At 39.1% G+C, this 23,586-nt stretch carries 17 protein-coding genes; 3 read left to right on the top strand and 14 right to left on the bottom strand.

What is annotated here, in order from left to right; translation table 11 throughout:
• Nucleotides 1–14 precede the first annotated feature (14 nt).
• The 5 genes from HMPREF0873_RS04060 to HMPREF0873_RS04080 all read right to left on the bottom strand — a co-directional run bounded on the left by HMPREF0873_RS04060 (nt 15) and on the right by HMPREF0873_RS04080 (nt 7,401).
• Nucleotides 15–2,036: an LTA synthase family protein gene (locus tag HMPREF0873_RS04060; protein ID WP_008714517.1), complete on the bottom strand. Its 2,022-nt coding sequence runs from the start codon at nt 2,034–2,036 to the stop codon at nt 15–17.
• Nucleotides 2,037–2,103: 67 nt separating this feature from the next.
• Nucleotides 2,104–2,859, bottom strand: coding sequence for a glycosyltransferase family 2 protein (locus HMPREF0873_RS04065; protein WP_008714518.1), 756 nt, complete (start codon nt 2,857–2,859; stop codon nt 2,104–2,106).
• A gap of 57 nt (nt 2,860–2,916) precedes the next feature.
• On the bottom strand, nt 2,917–4,950 hold the full coding sequence (locus HMPREF0873_RS04070) for an LTA synthase family protein (protein WP_038125600.1): 2,034 nt from the start codon (nt 4,948–4,950) through the stop codon (nt 2,917–2,919).
• 334 nt (nt 4,951–5,284) lie between these two features.
• Nucleotides 5,285–6,463 carry a hypothetical protein gene (locus HMPREF0873_RS04075; RefSeq protein WP_038125602.1) on the bottom strand — a complete coding sequence of 393 codons (1,179 nt, stop codon included), beginning with the start codon at nt 6,461–6,463 and terminating at the stop codon, nt 5,285–5,287.
• A gap of 338 nt (nt 6,464–6,801) precedes the next feature.
• The gene (locus tag HMPREF0873_RS04080; protein WP_008714524.1) at nt 6,802–7,401 is read right to left on the bottom strand and encodes a class I SAM-dependent methyltransferase; all 600 of its coding nucleotides are present in this window, start codon (nt 7,399–7,401) and stop codon (nt 6,802–6,804) included.
• A 255-nt stretch (nt 7,402–7,656) separates the two neighbouring features.
• Between HMPREF0873_RS04080 and HMPREF0873_RS04085 the strand changes: the two genes are divergently transcribed.
• The 3 genes from HMPREF0873_RS04085 (at nt 7,657) to HMPREF0873_RS04095 (ending at nt 13,564) form a co-directional block, all read left to right on the top strand.
• The gene (locus HMPREF0873_RS04085; RefSeq protein WP_038125604.1) at nt 7,657–9,012 is read left to right on the top strand and encodes a hemolysin family protein; all 1,356 of its coding nucleotides are present in this window, start codon (nt 7,657–7,659) and stop codon (nt 9,010–9,012) included.
• 428 nt (nt 9,013–9,440) lie between these two features.
• Complete coding sequence (locus HMPREF0873_RS04090; RefSeq protein ID WP_008714527.1) at nt 9,441–10,505, top strand: efflux RND transporter periplasmic adaptor subunit; 1,065 nt, start codon at nt 9,441–9,443, stop codon at nt 10,503–10,505.
• The gene (locus HMPREF0873_RS04095; RefSeq protein ID WP_008714528.1) at nt 10,502–13,564 is read left to right on the top strand and encodes an efflux RND transporter permease subunit; all 3,063 of its coding nucleotides are present in this window, start codon (nt 10,502–10,504) and stop codon (nt 13,562–13,564) included. The genes HMPREF0873_RS04090 and HMPREF0873_RS04095 overlap by 4 nt, the downstream gene beginning before the upstream one ends.
• Nucleotides 13,565–13,735: 171 nt before the next feature.
• Here the strand turns inward: HMPREF0873_RS04095 and HMPREF0873_RS04100 are convergent, their stop codons facing one another.
• The 9 genes from HMPREF0873_RS04100 to dnaA all read right to left on the bottom strand — a co-directional run bounded on the left by HMPREF0873_RS04100 (nt 13,736) and on the right by dnaA (nt 23,568).
• Nucleotides 13,736–14,053, bottom strand: coding sequence for a YbjQ family protein (locus tag HMPREF0873_RS04100; protein ID WP_004692937.1), 318 nt, complete (start codon nt 14,051–14,053; stop codon nt 13,736–13,738).
• A gap of 206 nt (nt 14,054–14,259) precedes the next feature.
• On the bottom strand, nt 14,260–15,741 hold the full coding sequence (locus HMPREF0873_RS04105; protein ID WP_008714530.1) for an amino acid permease: 1,482 nt from the start codon (nt 15,739–15,741) through the stop codon (nt 14,260–14,262).
• Nucleotides 15,742–15,751: 10 nt separating this feature from the next.
• On the bottom strand, nt 15,752–17,653 hold the full coding sequence (gyrB, locus tag HMPREF0873_RS04110) for a DNA topoisomerase (ATP-hydrolyzing) subunit B (RefSeq protein WP_038125606.1): 1,902 nt from the start codon (nt 17,651–17,653) through the stop codon (nt 15,752–15,754).
• A 77-nt stretch (nt 17,654–17,730) separates the two neighbouring features.
• The gene (locus HMPREF0873_RS04115; protein ID WP_004692940.1) at nt 17,731–17,979 is read right to left on the bottom strand and encodes a DUF370 domain-containing protein; all 249 of its coding nucleotides are present in this window, start codon (nt 17,977–17,979) and stop codon (nt 17,731–17,733) included.
• A gap of 13 nt (nt 17,980–17,992) precedes the next feature.
• A complete protein-coding gene (locus tag HMPREF0873_RS04120; RefSeq protein WP_008714533.1) occupies nt 17,993–18,895 on the bottom strand; it encodes a DUF721 domain-containing protein in 903 nt (300 codons plus the stop codon).
• Nucleotides 18,882–19,982 carry a DNA replication/repair protein RecF gene (gene recF / locus HMPREF0873_RS04125; protein ID WP_008714535.1) on the bottom strand — a complete coding sequence of 367 codons (1,101 nt, stop codon included), beginning with the start codon at nt 19,980–19,982 and terminating at the stop codon, nt 18,882–18,884. The genes HMPREF0873_RS04120 and recF overlap by 14 nt, the downstream gene beginning before the upstream one ends.
• A 3-nt stretch (nt 19,983–19,985) precedes the next feature.
• The gene (locus tag HMPREF0873_RS04130) at nt 19,986–20,219 is read right to left on the bottom strand and encodes an RNA-binding S4 domain-containing protein (RefSeq protein ID WP_008714538.1); all 234 of its coding nucleotides are present in this window, start codon (nt 20,217–20,219) and stop codon (nt 19,986–19,988) included.
• A 253-nt stretch (nt 20,220–20,472) separates the two neighbouring features.
• Nucleotides 20,473–21,585 carry a DNA polymerase III subunit beta gene (gene dnaN / locus HMPREF0873_RS04135; RefSeq protein WP_008714540.1) on the bottom strand — a complete coding sequence of 371 codons (1,113 nt, stop codon included), beginning with the start codon at nt 21,583–21,585 and terminating at the stop codon, nt 20,473–20,475.
• Nucleotides 21,586–21,993: 408 nt separating this feature from the next.
• Entirely contained in the window at nt 21,994–23,568 is a 1,575-nt protein-coding gene (gene dnaA, locus HMPREF0873_RS04140; RefSeq protein ID WP_038125608.1) for a chromosomal replication initiator protein DnaA, read from the bottom strand.
• Nucleotides 23,569–23,586: the final 18 nt, after the last annotated feature.

The raw sequence follows: 23,586 nt of genomic DNA on the forward strand, positions 1-23,586 counted from the left end.
ATCGTCTAATTATACTACGACTTATTCATACTGTCCTCATGATTAATGAGCCACATGGTCAACAATGTCCAATCACGAGCATCATCCCCATGATTATCAATAGGCCGAATTGGCTCAACCGGTTTATAGGACGGTATGTTGCTTTCACCATAATCCATGCGAACATCGCCCATCATATGCGGCGTAATCCACTGGTACGGCGTAACTAAAGTTTCTGGCTGCTCATCAAACAAGGACGGCACAATGGAATAATATTCAAAACCCTTTGGTGCAATGGTTTCAATAATGGTAGGCATGAGGCTCATATGCGTGCCAATGGGCACCGTAATCACATCCTTAGTGAAAGCAGGATGTTGTAACAACCCTACGGTACAGAATGTATCGCGCAAGGTATAGTCCCGTTGAATTAAAGATGTATTATTCAATGAGCCAAATAGATTAGAGTGATCACCTGTAACAACAAATAAACTATCTGGAAAGGCCTCTTTCATAGCATTTACAAAGTTAAATATTGCCTTATCACTATAGCGATAGGTAGCCAATTCTTTATTGCGTTTCTTATTAGATTTTAGATCATCCCCAAGATTCGGCATGACCTTTTCAGGATCATAATCTAATAAGGAATCCTCCATTTTATAAGGACCATGATTGGATGTAGTGTAAATAAAATGGAATGTCGGATGATCTAATCCTTTAATTTGTTCCGTTATATTCTCTAAAAATACGTGATCGTATACGCCCACCCAAGTTTTAGGTGCATCAGGACCACAGAAAACAGAAGCGCTTTCCACACGGTCAAAGCCTTGAGCCTTACCGAAGTGATTAAAGTTGCCGTACGACGCATTACCACCATACCAATAAATCGTATCATAGCCTAATCGCTTCATTTGAGCTGCCAAAGAGGTCGGCAACGGTTCATGCCAAAAAGCTTCCCGTTCATTGATTTCCATACCCGCATCATAGACGCCGGATAATAGACTTACAATGGATGGACGAGACACATTACCAGCAGGCAAGAAATTAGGTACTTGCACCGTATGAGGATTATCTTTAAAATCCCATAAACCAGGACATATATTGAGATCCTTATAAGGTTCATCAAGAGACCATTGAGGGATACTTTCACCAACAATAAAGAAAATATGCTGCGGTTTATCAATACGAGGACTTGATGCAACACGTTTAAATGCATGAAGCGGTGTACTCAAATCCTGCCAGGAATCTTTGTATTTGTTAGGAACAATACGATGTATAGCGTCATCAATATCCTCAGGTGATGCGGTATATTCATCACGTAGCGGATGTTTAAACACCGTTTCTAAGGCACATAAATCTGGCACTGTAGCACGAGCAAAGAATATATCTTCTTTTACCACTGTAGGAATCGTATCCCATTCTGGTTTATCATCATGAGATAAGGTACCACCGTAGCGGAACCAATAGAATCCTAGAACAGATGCCGCCACAAGTCCTATATTCCAAGCTACAGTAGGCCAGGTTCCTTCAATATTTGGATATGGTATAGATGGCAAGGATAAGAAGAAACCTCCCATGAACCAGGATATAACTGCAATAGGAATCAATCCTAGAATGACAAGAATTCCTCGGTCTTGATTAAAGAATACATCAATCAAATTCCGTTTCTCTGCATGATTTCCATAATGAACCATATAGTTGTACGTATCATGGAAATGCTTGTAGAAGATCATTTTTCCTGCAAAGGCTGCGTACAGTACACAGGAATACATCGTTAGACCTACTAATCGTATGGAATCTTCTATTTGATGGTACCCTTCAAACCATAGTGCAGGGAGTGTCACCAAGACTAAAGGTAGTAAGAATACATAGGCATCAAAATCCATGCCCCACCAAAAGCCGTAACGCAATGAACCTAGAGCTGATTTCCAACGACCTTTCCATGTTGGATACGGATTATAAATAATCATAAAAATGATTCGAAAGATACTACTCAATATGGGTGCCCAAATCATTAATTTTATATTTTGTTGTAGGGATAGAAAAAATTGTTCACTCATTTATACTTCCATATCTACTTAAAGAACAATACTTCCCCATAGCAACCTACTTATACTACATTACTGATTATAATTGTCCATTAGATTTATTCAAATAATACAATTTTACATACTTTGTCATGGTGTACATCATATGATAGATCGATAATAAAAAACCTATTTTTCCGTCTAATATGCCACCTTGCAAAATATATATCTTGAAAAATGCCCATGTAGGGCGCAATATAATATCCCCTAAAAAATTACAAGACTTCCCTTGTGCCTTGTATTTATTAGCTGCTACCGTCGTATACTTATTGAACTTCTCAAAAAATTGATGCCAGTTATCATACGTATAATGATACAATTTTCCCTCTAATGTATCTTGTGGATACGGACTGATAAAAGCTTCGTGAACAGCCCCTTCCACAGTTGCTCCCTCTCGAGGCATCAATCGTAATACCTTATCAGGCCTCACCACACCATGGGTTGCCTGATTATAATGGAATAGATTATATCTGCGTAACCAATACGCCTTCGGTTCACCTTGAATAGCTCGTTGAATAGACTTTGCTAACTCTAGTGATACACGTTCATCAGAATCGACAAATAGAATCCATTCACTCTGGGCTTGTAAAATACCAAACCGTCGTTGTTGTGACCAATCTCCATTTAAGGGATGTGGTATAACCTTTGCACCCAATCCCGTAGCAAGTGATACTGTCTGATCTGTACTGCCATCATCGATGACTAAAATTTCATCAGCAAATTGAATACTCTTAATACAATCTACAATATGTTGTTCTTCATTGCGCGCTAAGATAATAGCCGTCACAGTACTCATAGATAATCCTTTAACTTACAAATCAATTAAATTTAATGGATAAAAATGTATATTTCTTTATTTGATGACATCCCCATGTTTAATGCGCCATGCCGCAAGTTCACGCATGTTTTTAATCATATCCCCATAGGATTGAGGCATGCTCGCACTTTGTTCTAACACTTTGCCACTTTTATCAAGATATAGTCTATGATTAAATACAAATTCCTCTTGTGTAAACAAGCTTGGTACCATCGCTTCATAGGTTTGACCAGGTCGGCCTACCAATTCCGCCAAGGTTGGAATGATTTGAATGCTCATGCCGAACGCATTAGGTGCAAGCCAATCTTTATGAATACCACGACCATAAAAAATAATAGGAATAGTAGATGCCACATTAGGACCTACTTCACGAGCAAAGTTAAAGCGTTCGCTATGGTCACCTGTAATGACGAACAGTGCAGACGGATCTGCTGTTTCTTCGCGAGCGATAAAATCACCCATTACGTGGTCTGCGTACCAAATATGGCCCATTTCGTTCAATTGCTTATCGTTTTCTTCGATAGAATCTGGCAAATGCCCTTTTACCTTATTCACATCGTAGCCTTCCTTAGCCACATTGATGCTATACGGTGGATGATTAGAGGTGGTCATAATCACATTGAGGATTTTTTCCCCTCTATGCTGATCCATGTAGGCAGAAATAGCTTTAAACAAGTCTTTATCGCCTACGCCCCAAGCATTGCCGTCTTCGCTTGGCATTTCAGAGGCATCGTGGAATTCATCGAAACCTTGAGATAAAACAAAGTTTTTAACATTTTGCCATGTGCTAAAGCCACCATACCAGAATACAGTCTTGTAGCCTAGTTTTTTCATAACAGGACCAATGCCTAAACCGTAAGGTTCTTTGAAACTTTCACCTTCATAGTTAGGATATAGCCCTGTATCAGGCATACCCGTCAACAAACCATTGATGGCTGGCATCGTGCCTGTGCCTTGGGCAAGGGCTAGCTGCGTGCTCATCGCATGAGGGCTGGCAGCGTATTTACGACCTTGCTCAACTAGGTACGCACCAGGATCGTTATATTCAGCAAGGAACGGCCACAAGCCATAGGATTCTCCAAGAACAAGGTTTATAGACTGCGGTTGATCCGCTAATCGTTGTGTCGTAATGGTTCTCGTGAAAGAACCGTCAAAATTTATACCGTTAAACTTACCACCAACGGCAGTTATTTTTTCATTTAACTCTTGAGGCGTTAAGTTAATAACCTCAAGCTCAGCCGTCCGTTTTGCAATGCTTTTAACACGATAGAGCGCTTGTACATCGTCGAGGATATTTTCGTTTAACAGATTTGAACTAAGACGGGCTGCACTTTCCCAGTTGATAGAATTTGTATAGCTGAAAGCACCGCCAAATCTAAAGAATAGACCTAGTACACCGATAACGACAGTCAATGCAATGCCCGTCATCCATTGTGTTTTCTTCGTCTTAGGATACCAAGTAGTACAAAGTCGTCGATTATCTGCAGAATCACTATTTCTTACATTATCCGCATCATCACCATTCCTTAGGTCAACAGCGTAGTCACTATATTTCTTCGTGTTCCACGCTAAAAAACGAACTAGGAACCAGCAAAGAGCTCCACTCAATACAACGGCCCCAATAATGTACATGAGGGCATTATATTCATTGATAGCGGTATTTACAATGGCGCCGATATCATCGTTTTTACCGTTGATGAGCATCGCATTGTAGGAGGAATTGAAAATTTTATAGAACGGAATGCGCCCCAAAAACAAGAAGGTCAACAGTACAGTCGCAATGGAGTAGAGGACCTGTTTAATGCGCAAGGACGGCCATTTTGGCACAAAGGTATGTACCAACGTCCCCCCTAAAAATCCCAATAAACACAAAGAACCGACGGTCTTGAGACTCAATCTAAATCCTAGCCATAAGGACGTGAGGATATTCTCCATCGTCACGGAAGCCAGTTGTGATTGAAATACTGCAAGAAACACGATTCTAAATGCAGTCAACAAAGCAGAGAAAAAGATAAATACCTTAATCTCTGTTCGTATGCCTTCAAATAATCGCTGCCATCGGTTCATCATTAACCCCTAACTGTTGAATCTTATAACCTAATTGGTATATCACATAATCCAACTATATTGTTACAAACGTAACAAAACTACATAACTATACTGCCTAAATGAGTAATAAAACATCATAAACTAGATATACTACATATATATCCTACGTAATATGTTACGTAATATTCTACTAATTACATAACTATCAATTATTTTGGATATTTCTTACATTTAGGACCTTTACATCGTTTGCATTTACCGCATCCACGGTCGATAGTCTCAGCACCTGCTGATTTCTTTGCACTAGCACTCTCCTTGACCATCTTTTCAGAGGCCTTACTATTCCATACGGAAGCTATCGATTCTGCTTTTTTGCGGATTCATCCTTTTTGGATTTTTTATCCTTTTTCTTGTCTTTCTTCTTATCTTTTTTCTTGAAAGTATCAGCTAAAAAGACTGTTTTTAACTTATCATTTAAAACTTTAAGCTTCTTTTCAGCCTTGTCTTTCTTTTTCTTTAACTTTTCTTCATCTTTAGAACGTTTTTCTTCCTTAGACTTCTTATGTTTTTTCTCTTTTTTATCTTCTTTAGACTTTTTATCTTTCTTAGATTTTTTCTCGCCTTTGGACTTTTTGTCTTCTTTGGATTTCTTATCCTCTTTAGATGTTTTGTCTTCCTTGGATTTTTTATCGCCCTTAGTTTTCTTATCTTCAGAACCGTTGATACGCGCCCATTCATCGTCAACGCGTTTCAATTTCTTTTTAAGAAGCTTCTCCATCTTCTTATTTGTTTTATCGGACTCTAAACCAGCTTTACCAAATAATAAAGCATTCACCGCCGTGTATGGATCGATAGAGGACATATCCTCATCATCCACTTTAGCTTCCTCTGATTTCTTATGTTTCGATAATTCATCAAGACCATCTACATCTAACGCTTCATCTTCATCTAAATGATGAATTGCTAAGCTTTCAACGCCTTCTAAAGGTTTTACATCAAGGTGCTCAATCGCAGTATCTTCAAAATCTGCCATTTCCTTACCGGAGCTTTCACCAAAACCAGTAAAGAGGCCGCCTATAGATTTTAATTCGTTTAATTTAATATGGTTCATGCCCACCGTAGAATCATGATGCACAGGAACATCAGATAATTGTACCTGTTCCATAGCATATGCATCATCATTATAACTAGCGCCCTTGCCAAGTTCAGATGTATTAGAAATGACGATATCTTCCTTATCGTCGCCTAACACATCACCAAATAAATCTTCTTCTAAAGATTCGTAAGAATGCAATAAGGACATACGTTTTTGAACATCTTCAATTTGATTCCACAAATCAACGAGAGAAGATGTATAGTACACCCGTTCTTTTACCTCTAAATAAGCTTGGTAAACGATAGATAATTCGGTCTCATTAAGACCTTCCTCTGCACCAATTTCTTCAATCATTTGTTGAATCTGTTGATCTCGGTCATATCGTTTAATTAACGCTTTACGAATGCGTTCAATCAACATTGTATCGATGAGTTCCATATGCACCTCCTGTATTCAATACACTCAGTCCTACCCGCTACATTAGCGTATACGAATCAATGTATAGAATCATAAAAATGAATTGATTTTATAATCTCTAATATATTATTATAGCAGAATTTATCTGCTTTTTCCTTAATAATATGTGTAAAAGTTCCTTAAAAATAGAATAAAACCTCAATTTAAATACGTTCCTAATAGTATGCATTTCATACTACTAAAACACTATTCAAACCGAGGTTATTTAATTAACTGTTACATCAAAACATATCTAATTGTTACATAAATGTCTTTAAAGGTCTTAAATTATTTCATTATAAAAGTCTTAAATTACTGCACTAAAACAAGTTAACTGAATAGACGAGAATTCGTTCCTTTGCATCACTGGCTTCAAAGAGGTCACTACAATCAATAGGTTCCTCTTGTTCCAAGCGCACATGGTTATTTAAAAAGTTCTCCACCTCTTCATTAACATAGTAGAAAAATAACTTAATCTCCCGAGGATTATGATATAGCGAATCAAAGATATTTCCTAATACCCGCTTAATCGTATGGAGTGCAAAGGGATTAAAGAAAAAGCATCGATCAGACTGATCTGGCAATTTATACAGCGCCGCATCACCTAGTACAAAGCTTACACGATTGCGAGCAGCAGGGCTTTCACCATTGATTAAAGCCTTTTCATAGAGCCGTTCATCATATTCGATGCCTATGGAATGGCAGCCCGTTTGGTAAGCCATAAAAATACTCACTCGGCCCTTGCCACTGCCATAATCGATGAGCGTATTTTTCTTGCGAATATGACCGCTATTTGCCAAGCGCTCCAGCACGCAATAATCTGTCGGCTCGTACGGATGATGCTCCGTATCGGAACGACTATCATCGCGACCAGAGGTTTTAATTTGTAATACACTTTCCCACTCTTGCTCTGTTGCCATCTATATAATCCTATTATGAGGCCAAAATATATGACCTAATATTTAATACTAATCTTAATTTCTATACATACTATACCCTTATTAGGGCACTATTTACTAGTTCAGTAACACCTATAGTATATAACAAAAATATCCACAATCGGGTGCTTTTGTTATATGAAACACTTATTAATGTCGATATGGTATACTAGGAGTAATATTTCTATTATTCTCATGTGCAGAATTATATGTCATTAAAAAGGAGTATCTACTTACATGGACAGTGATCTGACCTTAGATTTTATAATTATCATCGTATTAATTATCGCGAATGGTTTATTCTCTATGACGGAGTTAGCCATCGTAAACGCTAAAAAACGTAAGCTTGAAGAATTAGCTGAAGCAGGCAATGAACGCGCGAAAAAGGCCTTTGAATTGGCAGAGCACCCAAATGAAATGTTCTCTACCATTCAAATCGGCATCACCCTCGTAGGTATTTTAACTGGTTTGTATTCTGGTGCCACCTTCTCTGGTCCATTAGAAGAAATTTTAGTATCAAATATTCCAAGCATCGAACCCTACGCAGCCTCTGTGAGCTCCTTCATTATCGTTGCTATCATTACCTATTTATCCCTCGTTATCGGCGAACTCGTGCCTAAACGCTTGGCCTTAAATAGCCCTGAAAGCATTGCCGTTGTAGTAGCAAAACCAATTTACTGGCTATCTGTAGCGTTAAAACCAATCGTTAGCTTCCTCGGCGTTTCCACAGAATTTCTTTTAAAAATTCTAGGCGTTACCGTAAAAGAAGAAGCCCCTGTTACAGAGTCTGAAATTAATAAAATGCTTACCGAAGGCGTTGCCATGGGTGCTTATGAAGAGGAAGAACCTATCCTCGTAGAAAATATCTTCCATCTCGCAGATATGAACGCAGGTGATATCATGACGCCTCGTACACAGCTCAAATGGATTGATCTTAACGGTATGGAAGACGAAATCATGGAGGTTCTCAAGAATGCCAACCATTACCGCATTCCTGTAGGTACCGATTCCTTAGATGAATTAAAGGGTCTCGTTACCGTATCCGACGTATTAGTTCAAATTATGCAACGTCCTAGTGAAAGTTCTATTCACGATATCATCAAAGCTTGTTTGAAAGAACCTGTTCTCGTTCCTGAATCCATTTCACTCATGAAATTATTGAACGTCCTACGTACAGAAGGCGTTCATGAAGCAATTATCCTCGACGAATATGGTGGTTTTACAGGCCTTGTCACCTTGCATGATATCATGGAGGAAATCGTAGGCCTTATGCCTTCCGGTGAAGAAGAAATCAAGGAAGAAGAAAACAAGATCATCGAACGCGATGGAGCGTGGCTTGTAGATGGCCTTCTCAACGTAGATGAATTTAAAGAATTCTTCCACATCGATCAAGAATTGCCAGGCGAAGAAGACGACTTGTACAAAACTATGGGCGGCCTCTTAAACGTCCTCTTCGGTCGTATTCCAAAAGAATTAGACAAGGCAAAATGGAACGGCTATACCTTTGAAGTCATCGATATGGATCATACTCGTATCGATAAAATCCTTGTAACCTATGAAGAACCTATTGTAGAACAAGAAGAAGAAAAATAAAGTTCAAATTATATAGACAAAAGCTAAAGAAGTGAGTTCTCTTACTATGAACTGTACCCCAAAAATTGGACATATTTTTGGATACAGCTCAATCAATAGAGAACTCACTTTTTTTGCTACAATTTTGTATTCATAATATAAGTAATACAAATACTAGCAAAATATAGATTACTTTTAAAAATTATCATTAAAAATTATCATCAATTATATAAATTAAGTATATAATTCTTTAATTTTCTGCATAAAGGCTAGAACTTTCAATATAAATATAGTATTATTAAATTGTATAAAATATATAATTAGTTTTTTCTATAAAATATATAATTAGAAATTAGAGTTTTCTAATATACATATAGAGTCCTATGATTACTACCTATGTGTAGTTCTGTGTCATAGGGCTTATATGCGATAGTCAAAGGAGAGATTCTATGAATCAACGAATCATAGCAACCATAGGAGCCCTATTAATAGGGACCGCCATCATAAGTGGTTGTGGATCAGAAAAGCCCCCTGAAGATACAAGTCTCAAGGTGCGTACCATCACTATAGGTGAAGAGTCTGGAACTACTGATGCTGGCTATGCAGGCACCATTCATAATAAAACAGAAACAAACTTAGCCTTTCAAATTGGAGGGCGTGTCATCAACAAATTTGTAAATGTAGGTGATACCGTTCAAGCAGGCCAAGTCATTGCTCAAATCAATGGTTCCGATACATCAGCTCAGGTGCAAAATGCTGAAGGTGCTGTGAAAGCTGCTCAATCGGCCTACGAATTGGCAGAAACCAATGCTAAACGATACCGCGAGCTCTATGCACAACAAGCGATTAGTAAATTGCAATTAGACCAAGCTGAAAACCAATTGAACGCCACATCTGCTCAATTACAACAAGCGCAAGCAAGCCTTAATTTGAGCAGTAATCAAAATAGCTATACTAATTTGACGGCCCCTGATACAGGTATTATTACCGCTTTCAATATTGAAGCAGGACAAGTCGTAGCAGCCGGTCAAAGCGTTGGTACCTTAGCGGCTGGTCACGATCCAGAAGCAGTCATTGCCCTTCCCGAACAAGAGTTGAGTAAAATTCATGTAGGAAGCCCTGCTACTATTACCTTCTGGGCCTTACCAGATGTAACCGTACAAGGTGTAGTGCGTGAAATTTCACCAGTTCCTGACCCTGTAGCCAGAACGTATACCGTAAAAATTACCTTACAAAATGCGCCTAAAGAGGTACAACTAGGCATGACGGTCAATGCTAATCTATCTACCACAGATAGTACCAACATTTCTATTCCGTTGACGGCTCTTGTGAAAGACTCTAACGGTAATAATGCGGTTTATATTATCCGTGATAAAAAGGCTCATCTCGTGCCTATCAAGACTGGTGAGTTTGGTAAGAACTCCGTCATCGTCACATCTGGTTTAGCTAAAGGTGACATTGTCATCACCGCAGGTACCCAACAATTACAAGAAGGGACGGCGGTTAGTCAATGAAACAATTTAACTTAGCCGAATGGGCTCTTAAACACAAGTCCATTATCTACTACTTCATGGCTGTGCTCCTCACCTTCGGTATCTTCTCATTCACCCATATGGGACGCATGGAAGATCCTGATTTTACGATGCGCACCATGGTGGTCGGTGTTGCTTGGCCGGGGGCTTCTCCACAAGAAATGTCGGATCAGGTAACGGACAAACTCGAAGAAAAACTACGCGATCTTCCTGGTGTAGATTATACAAAATCTTTCACAGATGGCAGCAAATCCGTTATTTATATCAATTTAAGAGAGGATTTGCCATCCGATAAGATTCGTCCCGCTTGGGAAGAAGCGCGGAATATGATCAACGACGAATGGAAATCATTGCCTGCAGGCGTTCAAGGACCGACCATCAACGACAGGTTCGATGACGTATATGGTATTATCTATGCCATCAGTGGTGATGAATATTCGTACGAAGAAAAACGACAACAAGCAGAAGACTTAAAACGTCAGCTTTTATCTGTTCCTAATGTTAAGAAAATCAGCCTCATTGGGGTTCAACAGCAAACCCTCAATGTAACCATAAACAAGGATAAACTCGCATCCTATAAAGTCAGTACACAACAGCTGTTAACAGCGCTTAAACAGCAAAGTATGATGGTTCCAGCTGGTGTGATTACAACAGATACAAACAATGTATATCTCCGCGTCAACGGCCTATTCGATAGCCCTCAAGCGGTGCGAGATATGCCAATCCGCATCAATAACCAAACCTTGCGCCTCGGTGACATGGCTGATGTAACCATGACCTACCAAGACCCTAGCGATCCACAGTTTTATTACAAAGGTAAGCCAGCCATTGGCATCGCTATCTCTATGGATGCAGGGGCTAATAATATCGAATTCGGCGAAGCCATCGACAAAAAACTCGAGGAATTACAGAAAACGATTCCTGCCGGTCTCGAACTCAATCAAGTATCGAATCAACCGCATATCGTTAAAGAATCCATCGGCGATTTCTCTCAATCCTTATTTGAAGCCATCGCCATCGTATTGCTCGTAAGCTTTGCATCTCTCGGCTTACGAACCGGTATCGTTGTAGCCCTCACCATTCCAGTCGTTGTGTCTACGACGTTCATCTTGATGTATGAAAGCGGCATCTATCTACATAAGGTTAGCTTAGGTGCCTTAATTCTAGCTTTAGGCCTCCTTGTAGACGATGCCATCATCGTTGTAGAAATGATGAGCGTTAAGCTCGAAGAAGGGTGGGGCCACTTTAAATCGGCTACCTTTGCTTACCAATCTACAGCATTCCCAATGCTATCGGGTACGCTCATTACCTGTGCAGGTTTCTTGCCATTAGCATTGGCACAAGGTATGGTAGCAGAGTTTACAAAATCCCTATCTATCGTTGTATTTATGGCACTTATTCTATCTTGGTTTGCCTCTGTTCTCGTCAGCCCTGTATTGGGTTATAAAATCATTGAAAACAAGGCTCCAAAACCAGAATCGGAATGGACTAAACGAGACCGTATCATGCACAAGCTCAATGTAACCTTCTATGATAAGTTTGAAAAACTATTACATTGGGCTCTAGGACATCACAAGGTAGTCCTACTGGCCACCCTAGGTGCCTTCGTTTTATCCTTGCTTTCACTACCATTGATCAAACAGGAATTTTTCCCATCATCAACGCGTAATGAAATCATTATATCCATGCAATTTCCTCAAAGCTCGTCCATCGAGTATACTGCTAACCAAGCAAAACTCATCGATGAACATTTGAAAGATGACGAACGCATTGCAACCTTCACCTCCTACATTGGGCAAGGTTCTCCACGTTTTGTCCTCACCTTGGAACCGGAATTGCAACGGAACAACTTCTTGCAATATGTAATTGTTACAAAATCCTTAGAGGATCGCGATAAACTTTATGCTGAATTGACTCCTTATTTAAACGAGCAATTCCCATCAGCCCTTGTAAATACGCAATTCTTACAAATCGGTCCACCATCTAAATATCCAGTCATGCTTCGCGTTGCTGGCCCTGATCAAAAGGTGGTAAAAGAAATTGCAAATCAAGTAAAAGCTAAAATGCAAGACGATAAAGACTTACAAAATATCGCTTTTGACTGGCCAGATACAGAACCTGTAGCCAATATTCACATCGATCCAAACAAGGCACGTTTACTCGGCATCGATAGCTATGCTGTATCCTTGCACTTGCAAAGTCTATTGTCTGGTACTAAATCTGGTGAATACTACGAAGGGAACCAAACCATTCCTGTTACCTTCCGTTTAGGTGACAACGAGCAACATAACTTAAGTGCTCTTTCATCCTTGCCAATTCAAACAGGAAATGGATCCTATGTACCACTAAGCCAAATTGCAACCATTGCCATGACACAAGAGGATGGTATTATTTGGCATCGCAATATGATGCCAACCATTAGTGTGCATGCCAATGTAAAAACAGGTATATTTGGTAATGCGAAAACGAAAGAGATTTACAAATCCTTACAAGACATTCGCAATTCCTTGCCTACAGGCTATTCTATTGACCTAGACGGCGCCGCTGAAAAGAGCGAAACAGCCGTTCAAAAGCTATTAACACCAATGCCGATTATGCTCTTTGTAATCATGACCATCCTCATGTTCCAATTAAAGCGTATCGCCCTCATGATAATGGCTCTACTCACGGCTCCATTGGGACTAATCGGTGTTGTATTAGCACTCAATATTACGAGAACACCATTAGGCTTTATGGCTATTCTAGGGATTATCGCCCTCTCGGGTATGATCATCCGTAACTCCATTATCTTGTTAGACCAAATCGAAATTCACAAGGCAGAAGGACAAAAACCTCGTGAATCGATTATCAACTCTGCTACACTTCGTTTCCGCCCTATCATGCTCACCGCTATCGCAGCGATTTTAGGCATGATTCCGCTCATGGGATCTGTATTCTGGAGCCCATTAGCTATCGCCTTTAGCGGCGGCTTACTAGTGGCAACAGTTCTAACACTTATCGTATTACCTGTCATGTATGCAAGCTGGTATAAGGTAAAATAACTAATATTTAGCTAATAAAATATATAATATTTTTCTAACGAAATATCTAGTATTTACGTAACATCATAAAATCTAGCATTAGCTAGTAACTTCATTTCCTTAGTAAAAATCCCCTAATCATTGTGAAAGTTTACACTTAAACATCGATTAGGGGATTTATATTATTTATTATTAAACTACTACAGCTGTACCATTGCATGTAATCATAAGCATGCCATTTTGTGCACCTACTGTGCTGTATTGAAAGGATACGCCAATAATAGCATTAGCACCCAATTTAGAAGCTCGTTGAGACATTTCGTCGAGAGCTGCTTTGCGCGCATTCATCAAAGAATCTTCATAGCTGCCACTACGACCACCAACAATGTCTCGAATACCAGACATGAAATCTTTCACAAAGTTACGTCCTTCTACGACTTCACCAAATACAATACCTTTGTACTCTTGTACAGGTTTATTTTCAATATGCATAGTTGTTGTAATAATCATAATTGTATCCTTTCTAATTGACTACAATATATTTTGATTTATTATAACAAGACTTTTAGAGAAAAACAAATATAAATATAGCTTTCACATAAAACAATTACATATTATACATCAAAAAAATACATATTACATATCGTAAAAATACATATCATAAATAAGAAAAAGACCTGCTCACTACTTTCATAATGAACAGGTCTAATTTTATGTTATCTATCGAAGTCACGATCAAGGTTAACTTCTTTCAACGGCACAACTTTAGTTTTGTTGATGTATTTGTAACCAAAGTAAACTGCGAAGAAGATTGGTAAGCCAATGTAGGCAACGGATACGCCGTACCAGTCGATGGTATCACCTGTGAAAGCGGAGTAGTTTTGACCACAGATGATGATGACGCAAAGAATAAACGCCAAGATTGGGCCAACTGGGAATAACCACGCTTTGTATGGCAATTCACTAAGATCTCTGCCTTGTGCAATGAAAGCACGGCGGAAACGATAGTGAGATACTGCGATACCAACCCATGCGATGAAACCGCATAGACCAGAAATATTAACAATCCATGTATAAGCTGTACCTTCGCCAATAAAGCTCGTAAGGAATGCAAATAAACCGATTGCTGTCGTTAAGATTAACGCAGGCACTGGAACGCCACGTTTATTTAACTTAGCAAAAATTTGAGGTGCTTGACCTTCCTTAGCGAGTGCGTACAGCATACGCGTAGAAGAGTATAGACCAGAGTTACCAGCACTCAATACAGCCGTTAAGATGATAGCATTGATAAAGCTAGCAGCAAAGGCAAAACCAAAGCGGTCAAATACGAGTGTAAATGGAGAAATAGATACGTTCTCTACACTAGAGTTCAACAAATTTGGATCTGTGTATGGAATCAAGAAACCGATAACCGTGAAAGCACCGATATAGAATAATAGAATACGCCAGAAGATTGTATTAATCGCTTTTGGCACGTTCTTTTCAGGGTCTTCCGCTTCACCAGCGGCTACACCGATTAGCTCAGTACCTTGGAAGGAAAATCCTGCTACCATAAAGATAGCCAGAATAGATTCCCAGCCACCTACAAATGGAGCCTCTCCTACGGTCCAGTTCGCAAATCCTGGAGATGTGCCACCAATGCCAAAGATGAGCATGAAGCCACAGAATAAGAATACGAATACGGTAATTACCTTGATGCTAGAGAACACATATTCACTTTCACCAAAGAAACGAGTAGATAAATAGTTCAAGCCGAATAAAATAAACAAAAACAGAGCAGACCATACTATGGCAGGTACATCAGGGAACCAATATTTCATGATAAGCGCCCCTGCTAATACTTCAGCAGCCAAGGTAATAGCCCAGTTAAACCAGTAATTCCAACCTAAGGCAAAACCAAAAGCAGGATCTACATAGCGTTTTGCATAAGTCCCGAAGGAACCTGGAATTGGCAAGTATGTAGCCATTTCCCCAAGAGATGTCATGAGAAAATAAACCATGATACCGATGAGGCCATAAGCTACAAGAGCACCACCAGGGCCAGCTGTACTTACGACTTCACCACCGGCAACGAATAAACCTGTACCGATAGCACCACCTAAAGCAATCATATTCATATGACGAGCTTTTAGGGACCGTTTTAGGTGTTGATCTTTGTTAGACGTAAACTCTACGTTACTATTATGATTTTCAGACATGGGTCACCTCTTACAAATCTAGATTACGCACGTATTTTGCGTTATCTTCAATAAATTTACGACGAGGCTCTACCTTATCACCCATGAGGACTGTAAAGATTTTGTCAGCTTCGATAGAATCTTCTAAGCTAACTTGTAAAATCGTACGATTATCAGGGTTCATTGTAGTTTCCCATAATTGTTCAGGATTCATTTCACCTAAACCTTTGTAACGTTGGATTGTAGTACCATCGCGGCCTACTTCATCAAGTTTAGCAGTCAACTCTGCATCAGAGTATACATACCAGTGAGATTTACCCTTCTTGATTTGATACAAAGGTGGTTGAGCAATATAGATATGACCTTCCTCTACCAATGGTTTCATATAGCGGTAAAAGAATGTTAATAACAAGGTACGAATGTGAGCACCGTCAACGTCCGCATCTGTCATAATGATAATCTTATTGTAACGGGATTTTGTAATATCGAATTCATCGCCAATACCTGTACCAAAAGCGGTAATCATGGAGCGAATTTCGTTATTAGCCAAAATCTTATCGAGGCGTGCTTTTTCTACGTTAAGTATTTTACCACGCAATGGCAAAATTGCTTGGTAACGACGATCGCGACCTTGTTTTGCAGAACCACCCGCAGAATCACCTTCCACAAGATAAATTTCAGTCATAGATGTATCTTTTTCGGAGCAGTCCGCCAATTTACCAGGAAGGCTAGATACTTCCAACGCATTTTTACGGCGTGTTAAGTCGCGGGCTTTACGAGCAGCCTCACGAGCACGGCTTGCCATCGTTGCTTTTTCGATGATCTTCTTCGCATCTTGAGGATGTTCTTCGAAGAATGTTTTAAGACCTTCTGTAACGATAACATCTGTAATACCTTTAACTTCGCTATTGCCAAGTTTAGTTTTTGTTTGGCCTTCAAATTGAGGTTCCAACACTTTTACAGATACGACAGCTGTTAAACCTTCACGTACGTCTTCACCAGAAAGATTGGACTCATTTTCCTTGATCAAACCAGATTTACGGCCATAATCATTGAGGGTACGAGTCAAAGCAGCACGAAAACCCGATAGATGTGTACCACCGTCAATCGTATTGATATTATTTACGAAGGACAATAAATTTTCGCTATAGCTATCGTTATATTGCAATGCCACATCTACCACAACATCGTCTTTTGTATTTTCAATGTTGATAACAGTTGGATTAATTGCTTCTTTATTTTCGTTCAAGAAGGTAATGAAAGAAACCAAACCACCTTCATAGTGGAAGCTTTCAACACGAGGTTCCTCTAAGCGCAAATCGCTCAATGTAATGCGAAGGCCTTTGTTAAGGAATGCCAATTCTTGTAAACGCATTTTCAATGTATCAAAGCTAAATACGGTAGTTTCAAAGATTTCTGCATCTGGCTTGAAAATAACTGTAGTACCAGTGCCTTCGGCCTTGCCAATTTCGTGCAACTCGGAAGTTTTATGACCACGAGCAAAGGAAATTTCTTGAACAATACCATTTTGAGATACTTGAACCTTAGTCCATTCACTCAATGCATTGACTACGGAAATACCTACGCCGTGAAGACCACCAGATACCTTGTAGCCACCGCCGCCGAATTTGCCACCGGCATGCAATTTCGTTAATACTAGCTCTACCGCAGACATACCGGATTCATGCATCCCTGTTGGAATACCACGACCATCATCGACAACGGTAACACTATTATCTGGATTGATGGATACTTCGATATGTGTAGCATAACCAGCAAGCGCTTCGTCCACAGAGTTATCTACAACTTCATATACGAGGTGATGCAAACCACGAGCAGACGTACTACCAATATACATCCCTGGGCGTTTACGCACCGCGTCTAGACCCTCAAGAACCTGAATATTCTGAGCGCCATAATTTTGTTCAGGCATGAAACAAACTCCTCCTAACAATCTATCATACTGCACTTGATTGAAATAAATTGACAAAACATGTACAGGATTAAACTTTATCTCTTTATTATACTATAAAACTCGTCAATCCGTCTCATTAAAGTCTTAATACTGATACCAGATCCATACACACAGTCATCTGTGACCACATATGTCTTGATTTGCTCCTCTGGCACCATGGCAATATATTCTAGCGTTTCATAGTGATGAATAGGACTTTTATGGGACTTTCCGCCCTTGGCATGCACCATCGTAATAATGGATTCTATGGGCACGGAAATGGTATCTCCAATATGAACATACATAAGAATGCCCCCTCTACTTTTCTAATGTCCCATTAAGGGCATCGATTTTGCGTTGCTCCTCTTCAGCGAGAAACTTAGACCGATATTTATTACACAAATTGATGACGTGCTGATCCGTCAACTCATCAGGCTTTTTGTGGGTGATGAGCATGGCCACCATAAACATATGACGACGATTGATGGATCCTTTATAAATCTTATCCAGGTAAAAGTATATAGATTCCCGCATCGCTTCTGCAAAGTCTGAAAAACTACACTGTATAAATTGCTGGCAGTCGCTATATTTAAAGTACGGATATTTTCGAATAACAGCTTTAATCTCCTTAATATGTTTTCGATGCAATTCATATTCACAAGTTGGACAGATTTCCTTTTTAGATTTCATATGCATGCCACATCGCTTACAACGATGGTATCCATGCTGCTCTAAATAGATTTCTCTCTTACGAGCCGTAATCTGTACTTTCCGGAAAGCAGCTTTTAATGCTTCGTTATCCGTTTGTTTCAACGATGTATCAATGGCATCTACGTCTTCTTTTGAAAGTACGATATCTGCAAAGTTAATACGTTTTGTAATAATTTGTTCATCAGGAATCGTGAGAGACGTGTTATTTTCTACTTTCACATAGCTCTGACGTTTCATGATAAAGCGAATATCGGTGATTACATCTTGACGATAATACTTGTTGATAGCCTCGATAATACGACGTTTTTGCATCTGTAATTCCTGCATCCACATGGAATTATCTGCACTAATAACCATATTTGGAGGCTTGATGGACACAATTTTTGTATGATCCGCAATGACATCACCTACTACATCACTCCACTTGTGAACAAGGGTATTTAATTTATATTGTTCCAGTAAATTCAGTTCTGCTAAGGCCTTTGGTAAACAAAGATCAAGGCTGTCCATACTGAACCTGTCCTCCTTCACAAGAAATAAATTGAACGGATTTCAAATCTTTAAAATCGTGAATATCTGTAGTGGTAATAAATGTTTGAATTCGTTTATGAATAAACTGCAATAAATTCGTTCGTCTCGACTCATCAAGTTCGCTCAATACATCATCCAAGAGAAGTACTGGATATTCTCCTACCTCTGACTTGATAAATTCAAGTTCACTCAACTTTAAGGACAATACAGCGGTTCGTTGCTGCCCTTGAGATCCAAATTTCTTTAAATCCATCGCATCGGAAAAGAATCGTAAATCATCGCGATGAGGGCCAACGCTAGTGCTTAAACGATGACGATCCTGCGGCAACGCTGCTTTTATACGTTCGTAAAAGCCTTCCTTTGTATATTCCAATGAACCATTGTCCATATACGGCTGTTCATAACCAATGGTTAAATTCTCAAGGCCACCTGTCAATTTACGATTCATCAAATCGATGAGCAGATTGATTTTTTTTAAGCTTTCTAATCGTTTCTTTACGATAAAGCTCGCCATATCTGCTAGCTGCAAATCCCATTCTTCAAGAGGAATAGTATTCTTTCCTCTATATTCTTTTAGAACTGCATTTCGTTGCTGTAACAGCCGATTGTACTGCATCAATTGATGATAGTAAGTAGCGCTGGTCTGAGATATTTCCATATCAAGGAATCGCCTACGTCCCGATGGAGTCCCCTTGATGAGCTGTAAATCTTCAGGACAGAAGATAACTGTATTTAATGTACCAATCAGTTCTTTTTGAGATATTTTTGTATCATTTAATCGAATATCCTTAGGGCCTTGACGGAATAATTTAATATTTACCTTTTGAGGTGTATCTTTTTTCTCGAATTTTACAACTATGCCTGCTTCTTCAGCATTAAACATGAGCATATCCGATGTATCGTTAGTACGATGGCTTTTACCAATGGTACCAACATAAATCGATTCGAGGATATTCGTCTTACCAGCCCCATTGGTGCCGTGCAGAACGATAATCTCAGGATTAAACTGTATCTGTACATCCTTATAATTACGAAACTGGAATAATTGCAGTGAGTCAATTCTCACCGATTATGCCTCCTCTTGTGTAATTATGAGGTCTACATCGAGACCTTCACAAGAAATCACATCACCAACGCGGCATTTCTTGCGTTTTTCCGTTACAACCTGACCATTCAAGGTAAGGTTGCCTTCATCGATGAAAGATTTAATTTGACCACCTGTTTCAATGATGCCTTCTAACTTCAACAACTGATCAATTTGAATGTACTCCGTATGAATGGGTACCTGCTGTTGCTCTTTCATAAAGTTCTCCTAAAGTAGACAATTAACATAAGCATATATATCATACTGAGTCCAGGTCGCTCGCTGAGCATTTTTCTTTGAAAAATTGCACGCTCCGACCAAAGTTATATTTGGTTGGAGCCCAAAGCACAGTTCTTCACTGTGGATTTTCTTAGATAACTTTGTTATCTAGAAAATCTTACGTTCAGAACAAAGCGATGCAGTGTCTCTGTCGTCGCAAGCTCCTCCATTGACTACTGCCCTGCTTTTACTTTTATGCATTTGTGCGAACTGGTGTTACTACGTATGTATAGTTCGGATTATTGTCTTGGCGAATGACAACAGGACCATTTTGTTTTAAGAACAAGTGGATATTGTCGCCTGTGCTGTGACGCAAAATATCAGAGATGTAACGACCATTGAAGGAGATTGTAAAAGGTGTACCTTTAAATTCAACAGCTACGTCTTCTTTAGCCATACCGATTTCAGTATTTTGAGTAGACAATATGACATTGCTTTCAGACCAATCATAACGAATTACGTTATAGCTGATGTCTTTAGCCAATAAGGATACGCGATCAACAGCACCAGCGAATTCGCGGCGGTCGATTACAGCGCTAGAATCGAATTGGGAAGGAATTACCTTTTCATATTCAGGATACGTGCCTTCGATTAAGCGAGAAATAATATAAATAGATTCAAAATTAAATACGATTTGTGTGCGATTCCAAATGATATTGATCATTGCTGGATTATCTGTTGGTAATAAACGAGATACTTCAGCTAACGTTTTTGTAGGAATGATAGCGCGCATTGGAGTCGTTGCTGGTTCATCAATTGTAATTTTTTTAACAGCCATACGGTGTGTATCGGTAGCAACCATAGTCACTTCGTTTTCTTTGATTTCGAGAAGAGCACCGGTAAAAACAGGACGATCTTCATCAGTAGCTGCTGCGTAGTTTGTTAAATCGATGAGTTCTTTCATAGCAAAGCTATCGATGTTTACATGATCTTGGTCGTGAATTTGTTCAACCAAGGAGAAATCATCTGGGTGTAATGTAACAAGATTAAATTCGGAAGATCCAGATGTGATTGTCAAAGAATTTCCGTCTTCTGGTTTGTAAAGTTCAATAGTATCGCCAGGTAATTTACGAATTAATTCTTGGAAATAACGGGAACCTACTACTAATGTGCCAGGTTCTTTTATGTCGCCGTCAATTGTTAAACGGATACCAAGTTCAAAGTCGTTACCTTGCAATTCTACTTGACCATTTTTTGTAGTTATGTAAATAGCACCTGGTAAGTTAGAACTTGTTTTATTTTGAGATACCTTTTGCAATACGTTGATTGCTTTTTGGAGATTTGCTTTTGGGAATGTAATATGCATATGTTACTCCTTTTTGAAAGTTTTATATTAATTTATATAATTGGATTTTATTATTAACTACTATATTATTTCTAATATATATGTTGTTTGTGATTACGATTTATATATATTGTAGAAGCACTAATAATTACTTGTTTTATTTGTAATATTCTATGTTTGCTATTGTAGATGCTATATATATATTCTACGATAGATCTGTTTCTACTGTTTTTCTGATTGTTTCTTAGTTTTAGTAGTAGTAATAGTAGGGGTCTGTTTATATGTGTAAAAGTGAATCGGCGCCAATAATTGTGTGAATTATGAGCTGTGCATAACTATGTTAATAGTTTGTACCCACTTATCCACATATTCACACCAAAGTACGAGTTTTGTGATATCCACAAAGTTATTCACTATATATCCACAGAGTTATCCACAGGTTGTTAATTTCTGTTTAATTTCGGCAACCATTCGTTTAGTTTCTTCGTTTTTTTCAATTTCCTTCGTTATTTTATCGTACGCATGGAGAATTGTCGTATGATCACGAGAGAAAGCTGCTGCGATTTGTGGATAGCTTTCATTGATCATATCGCGGCATAGATACATGGCGATTTGTCGTGGAAATGCGAATTGGGCTTTTCGTTTCTTGCCAAGTAGGTCTTGCTTTTTAATATTGAAATAGGAACTTACAAAATTTTGGATGCTTTCAATATTAACTATATTTACCTCTTCTGTATGAACGAGACCCGCCAAGGCGTGTTTTGTGTATTCTAGGTCAATAGATTCTAGACGTTGATCGATGGACGCTGTACCGATGAGTTTGGTGAAAGCACCTTGCAACACACGGACGTTTTCGCTAAATTGCAATGCTACGTAGTTAATAGAATCATTATCGATGCGAATAATGCGGTTTTTTTTATATTCACGTTCGAGCAGTGATCTGAAGATGGCGATGCGCGTTTCTAAATCAGGATTTTCCATTGTGGCAATGTAGCCAGCTTGGAAACGAGAGCGAAGACGATCTTCGAACTGCTCCATATCGTTTGGCATCGTATCAGAGGTAAGCACGATTTGTTTGTTGTTATTTAATAGTTCATTAAATGTATTAAATAGCTCAGTTTTCGTACTTTCACGGCTTTCAAGGAACTGAATATCGTCAATCATGAGAACATCGATATTGCGGAATGTATTGCGGAATAATTTACCTTGGTTGCGCTGCAATGTTTCGACGAAAATATTCATAAAGTTTTCGCTCGTAATGGACATGACCTTCATATGTGGATGATTTTCCTTGATAGCATTGCCAATGGCATGCATCAAGTGTGTTTTTCCGAGGCCAGATGGACCGTAGATAAAGAGCGGATTGTAGTCGCCGCCTGGAAATTCAGCTACATTTTGAGCAGCTCCAAAAGGAATGCGGTTGGCATTGCCCGTTACGTAGTTATCAAAACGGTACGCCGGATTGAGATTAGATAATGACAAGTCTACAGGAACATTATCAGACTGCAATGTTGGCATTGTTTCTGTCGGTTTCTTTGGTGTCGCTATCATTGGTTCGTCTGGAATATCCACAGGCGCTGGCGCGCGGTCGATATAGACAGGATCTTGATAGACTGGTGTGTAAAACTCCTCTTGATGAGCCTTTTCCTCTACTATAGGTGGTAAAGGCATTGGCGGTGCTACAACTGACGTATCGATGAGACTTTCATCAACAAAGGTAGTATCTACACTCTCTTGATTGAAATCGAATAATACCATATCCCGATGGGAACCGATAACCGTAGTAATAGCATCCTGCAAAGCCTTGCTAATCTGTGGCTGCTGGTCGATTAAGTTTTTTACAAATGTTTGCATGACCCCAATATGGATCGAATGACTTTCGAGAGCCATGGGAATCAACGATGACGTGACGCGCAAATACAATGCGTCAGGTAAATGTTGCATATTCTTTTTCGCCTCTTGCAATATATGCTCCCATATATTATTTAAATCAAATGATTGCATGACGTGCCTCTTGTGAAT

The organism is Veillonella sp. 3_1_44 (genome assembly GCF_000163715.1).
Taxonomy (GTDB): domain Bacteria; phylum Bacillota; class Negativicutes; order Veillonellales; family Veillonellaceae; genus Veillonella; species Veillonella parvula_A.

Bases quoted from the DNA above. Each gene is read 5' to 3' on its own strand.
- HMPREF0873_RS04090 (WP_008714527.1), top strand. From the start codon at position 9,441: ATGAATCAACGAATCATAGCAACCATAGGAGCCCTATTAATAGGGACC.
- HMPREF0873_RS04070 (WP_038125600.1), bottom strand. From the start codon at position 4,950: ATGATGAACCGATGGCAGCGATTATTTGAAGGCATACGAACAGAGATT.
- HMPREF0873_RS04100 (WP_004692937.1), bottom strand. From the start codon at position 14,053: ATGATTATTACAACAACTATGCATATTGAAAATAAACCTGTACAAGAG.
- HMPREF0873_RS04105 (WP_008714530.1), bottom strand. From the start codon at position 15,741: ATGTCTGAAAATCATAATAGTAACGTAGAGTTTACGTCTAACAAAGAT.
- HMPREF0873_RS04075 (WP_038125602.1), bottom strand. From the start codon at position 6,463: ATGGAACTCATCGATACAATGTTGATTGAACGCATTCGTAAAGCGTTA.
- dnaA (WP_038125608.1), bottom strand. From the start codon at position 23,568: ATGCAATCATTTGATTTAAATAATATATGGGAGCATATATTGCAAGAG.
- HMPREF0873_RS04080 (WP_008714524.1), bottom strand. From the start codon at position 7,401: ATGGCAACAGAGCAAGAGTGGGAAAGTGTATTACAAATTAAAACCTCT.
- HMPREF0873_RS04095 (WP_008714528.1), top strand. From the start codon at position 10,502: ATGAAACAATTTAACTTAGCCGAATGGGCTCTTAAACACAAGTCCATT.
- HMPREF0873_RS04115 (WP_004692940.1), bottom strand. From the start codon at position 17,979: ATGTATGTTCATATTGGAGATACCATTTCCGTGCCCATAGAATCCATT.
- HMPREF0873_RS04060 (WP_008714517.1), bottom strand. From the start codon at position 2,036: ATGAGTGAACAATTTTTTCTATCCCTACAACAAAATATAAAATTAATG.
- HMPREF0873_RS04065 (WP_008714518.1), bottom strand. From the start codon at position 2,859: ATGAGTACTGTGACGGCTATTATCTTAGCGCGCAATGAAGAACAACAT.
- HMPREF0873_RS04085 (WP_038125604.1), top strand. From the start codon at position 7,657: ATGGACAGTGATCTGACCTTAGATTTTATAATTATCATCGTATTAATT.
- dnaN (WP_008714540.1), bottom strand. From the start codon at position 21,585: ATGCATATTACATTCCCAAAAGCAAATCTCCAAAAAGCAATCAACGTA.
- gyrB (WP_038125606.1), bottom strand. From the start codon at position 17,653: ATGCCTGAACAAAATTATGGCGCTCAGAATATTCAGGTTCTTGAGGGT.
- HMPREF0873_RS04130 (WP_008714538.1), bottom strand. From the start codon at position 20,219: ATGAAAGAGCAACAGCAGGTACCCATTCATACGGAGTACATTCAAATT.
- HMPREF0873_RS04120 (WP_008714533.1), bottom strand. From the start codon at position 18,895: ATGGACAGCCTTGATCTTTGTTTACCAAAGGCCTTAGCAGAACTGAAT.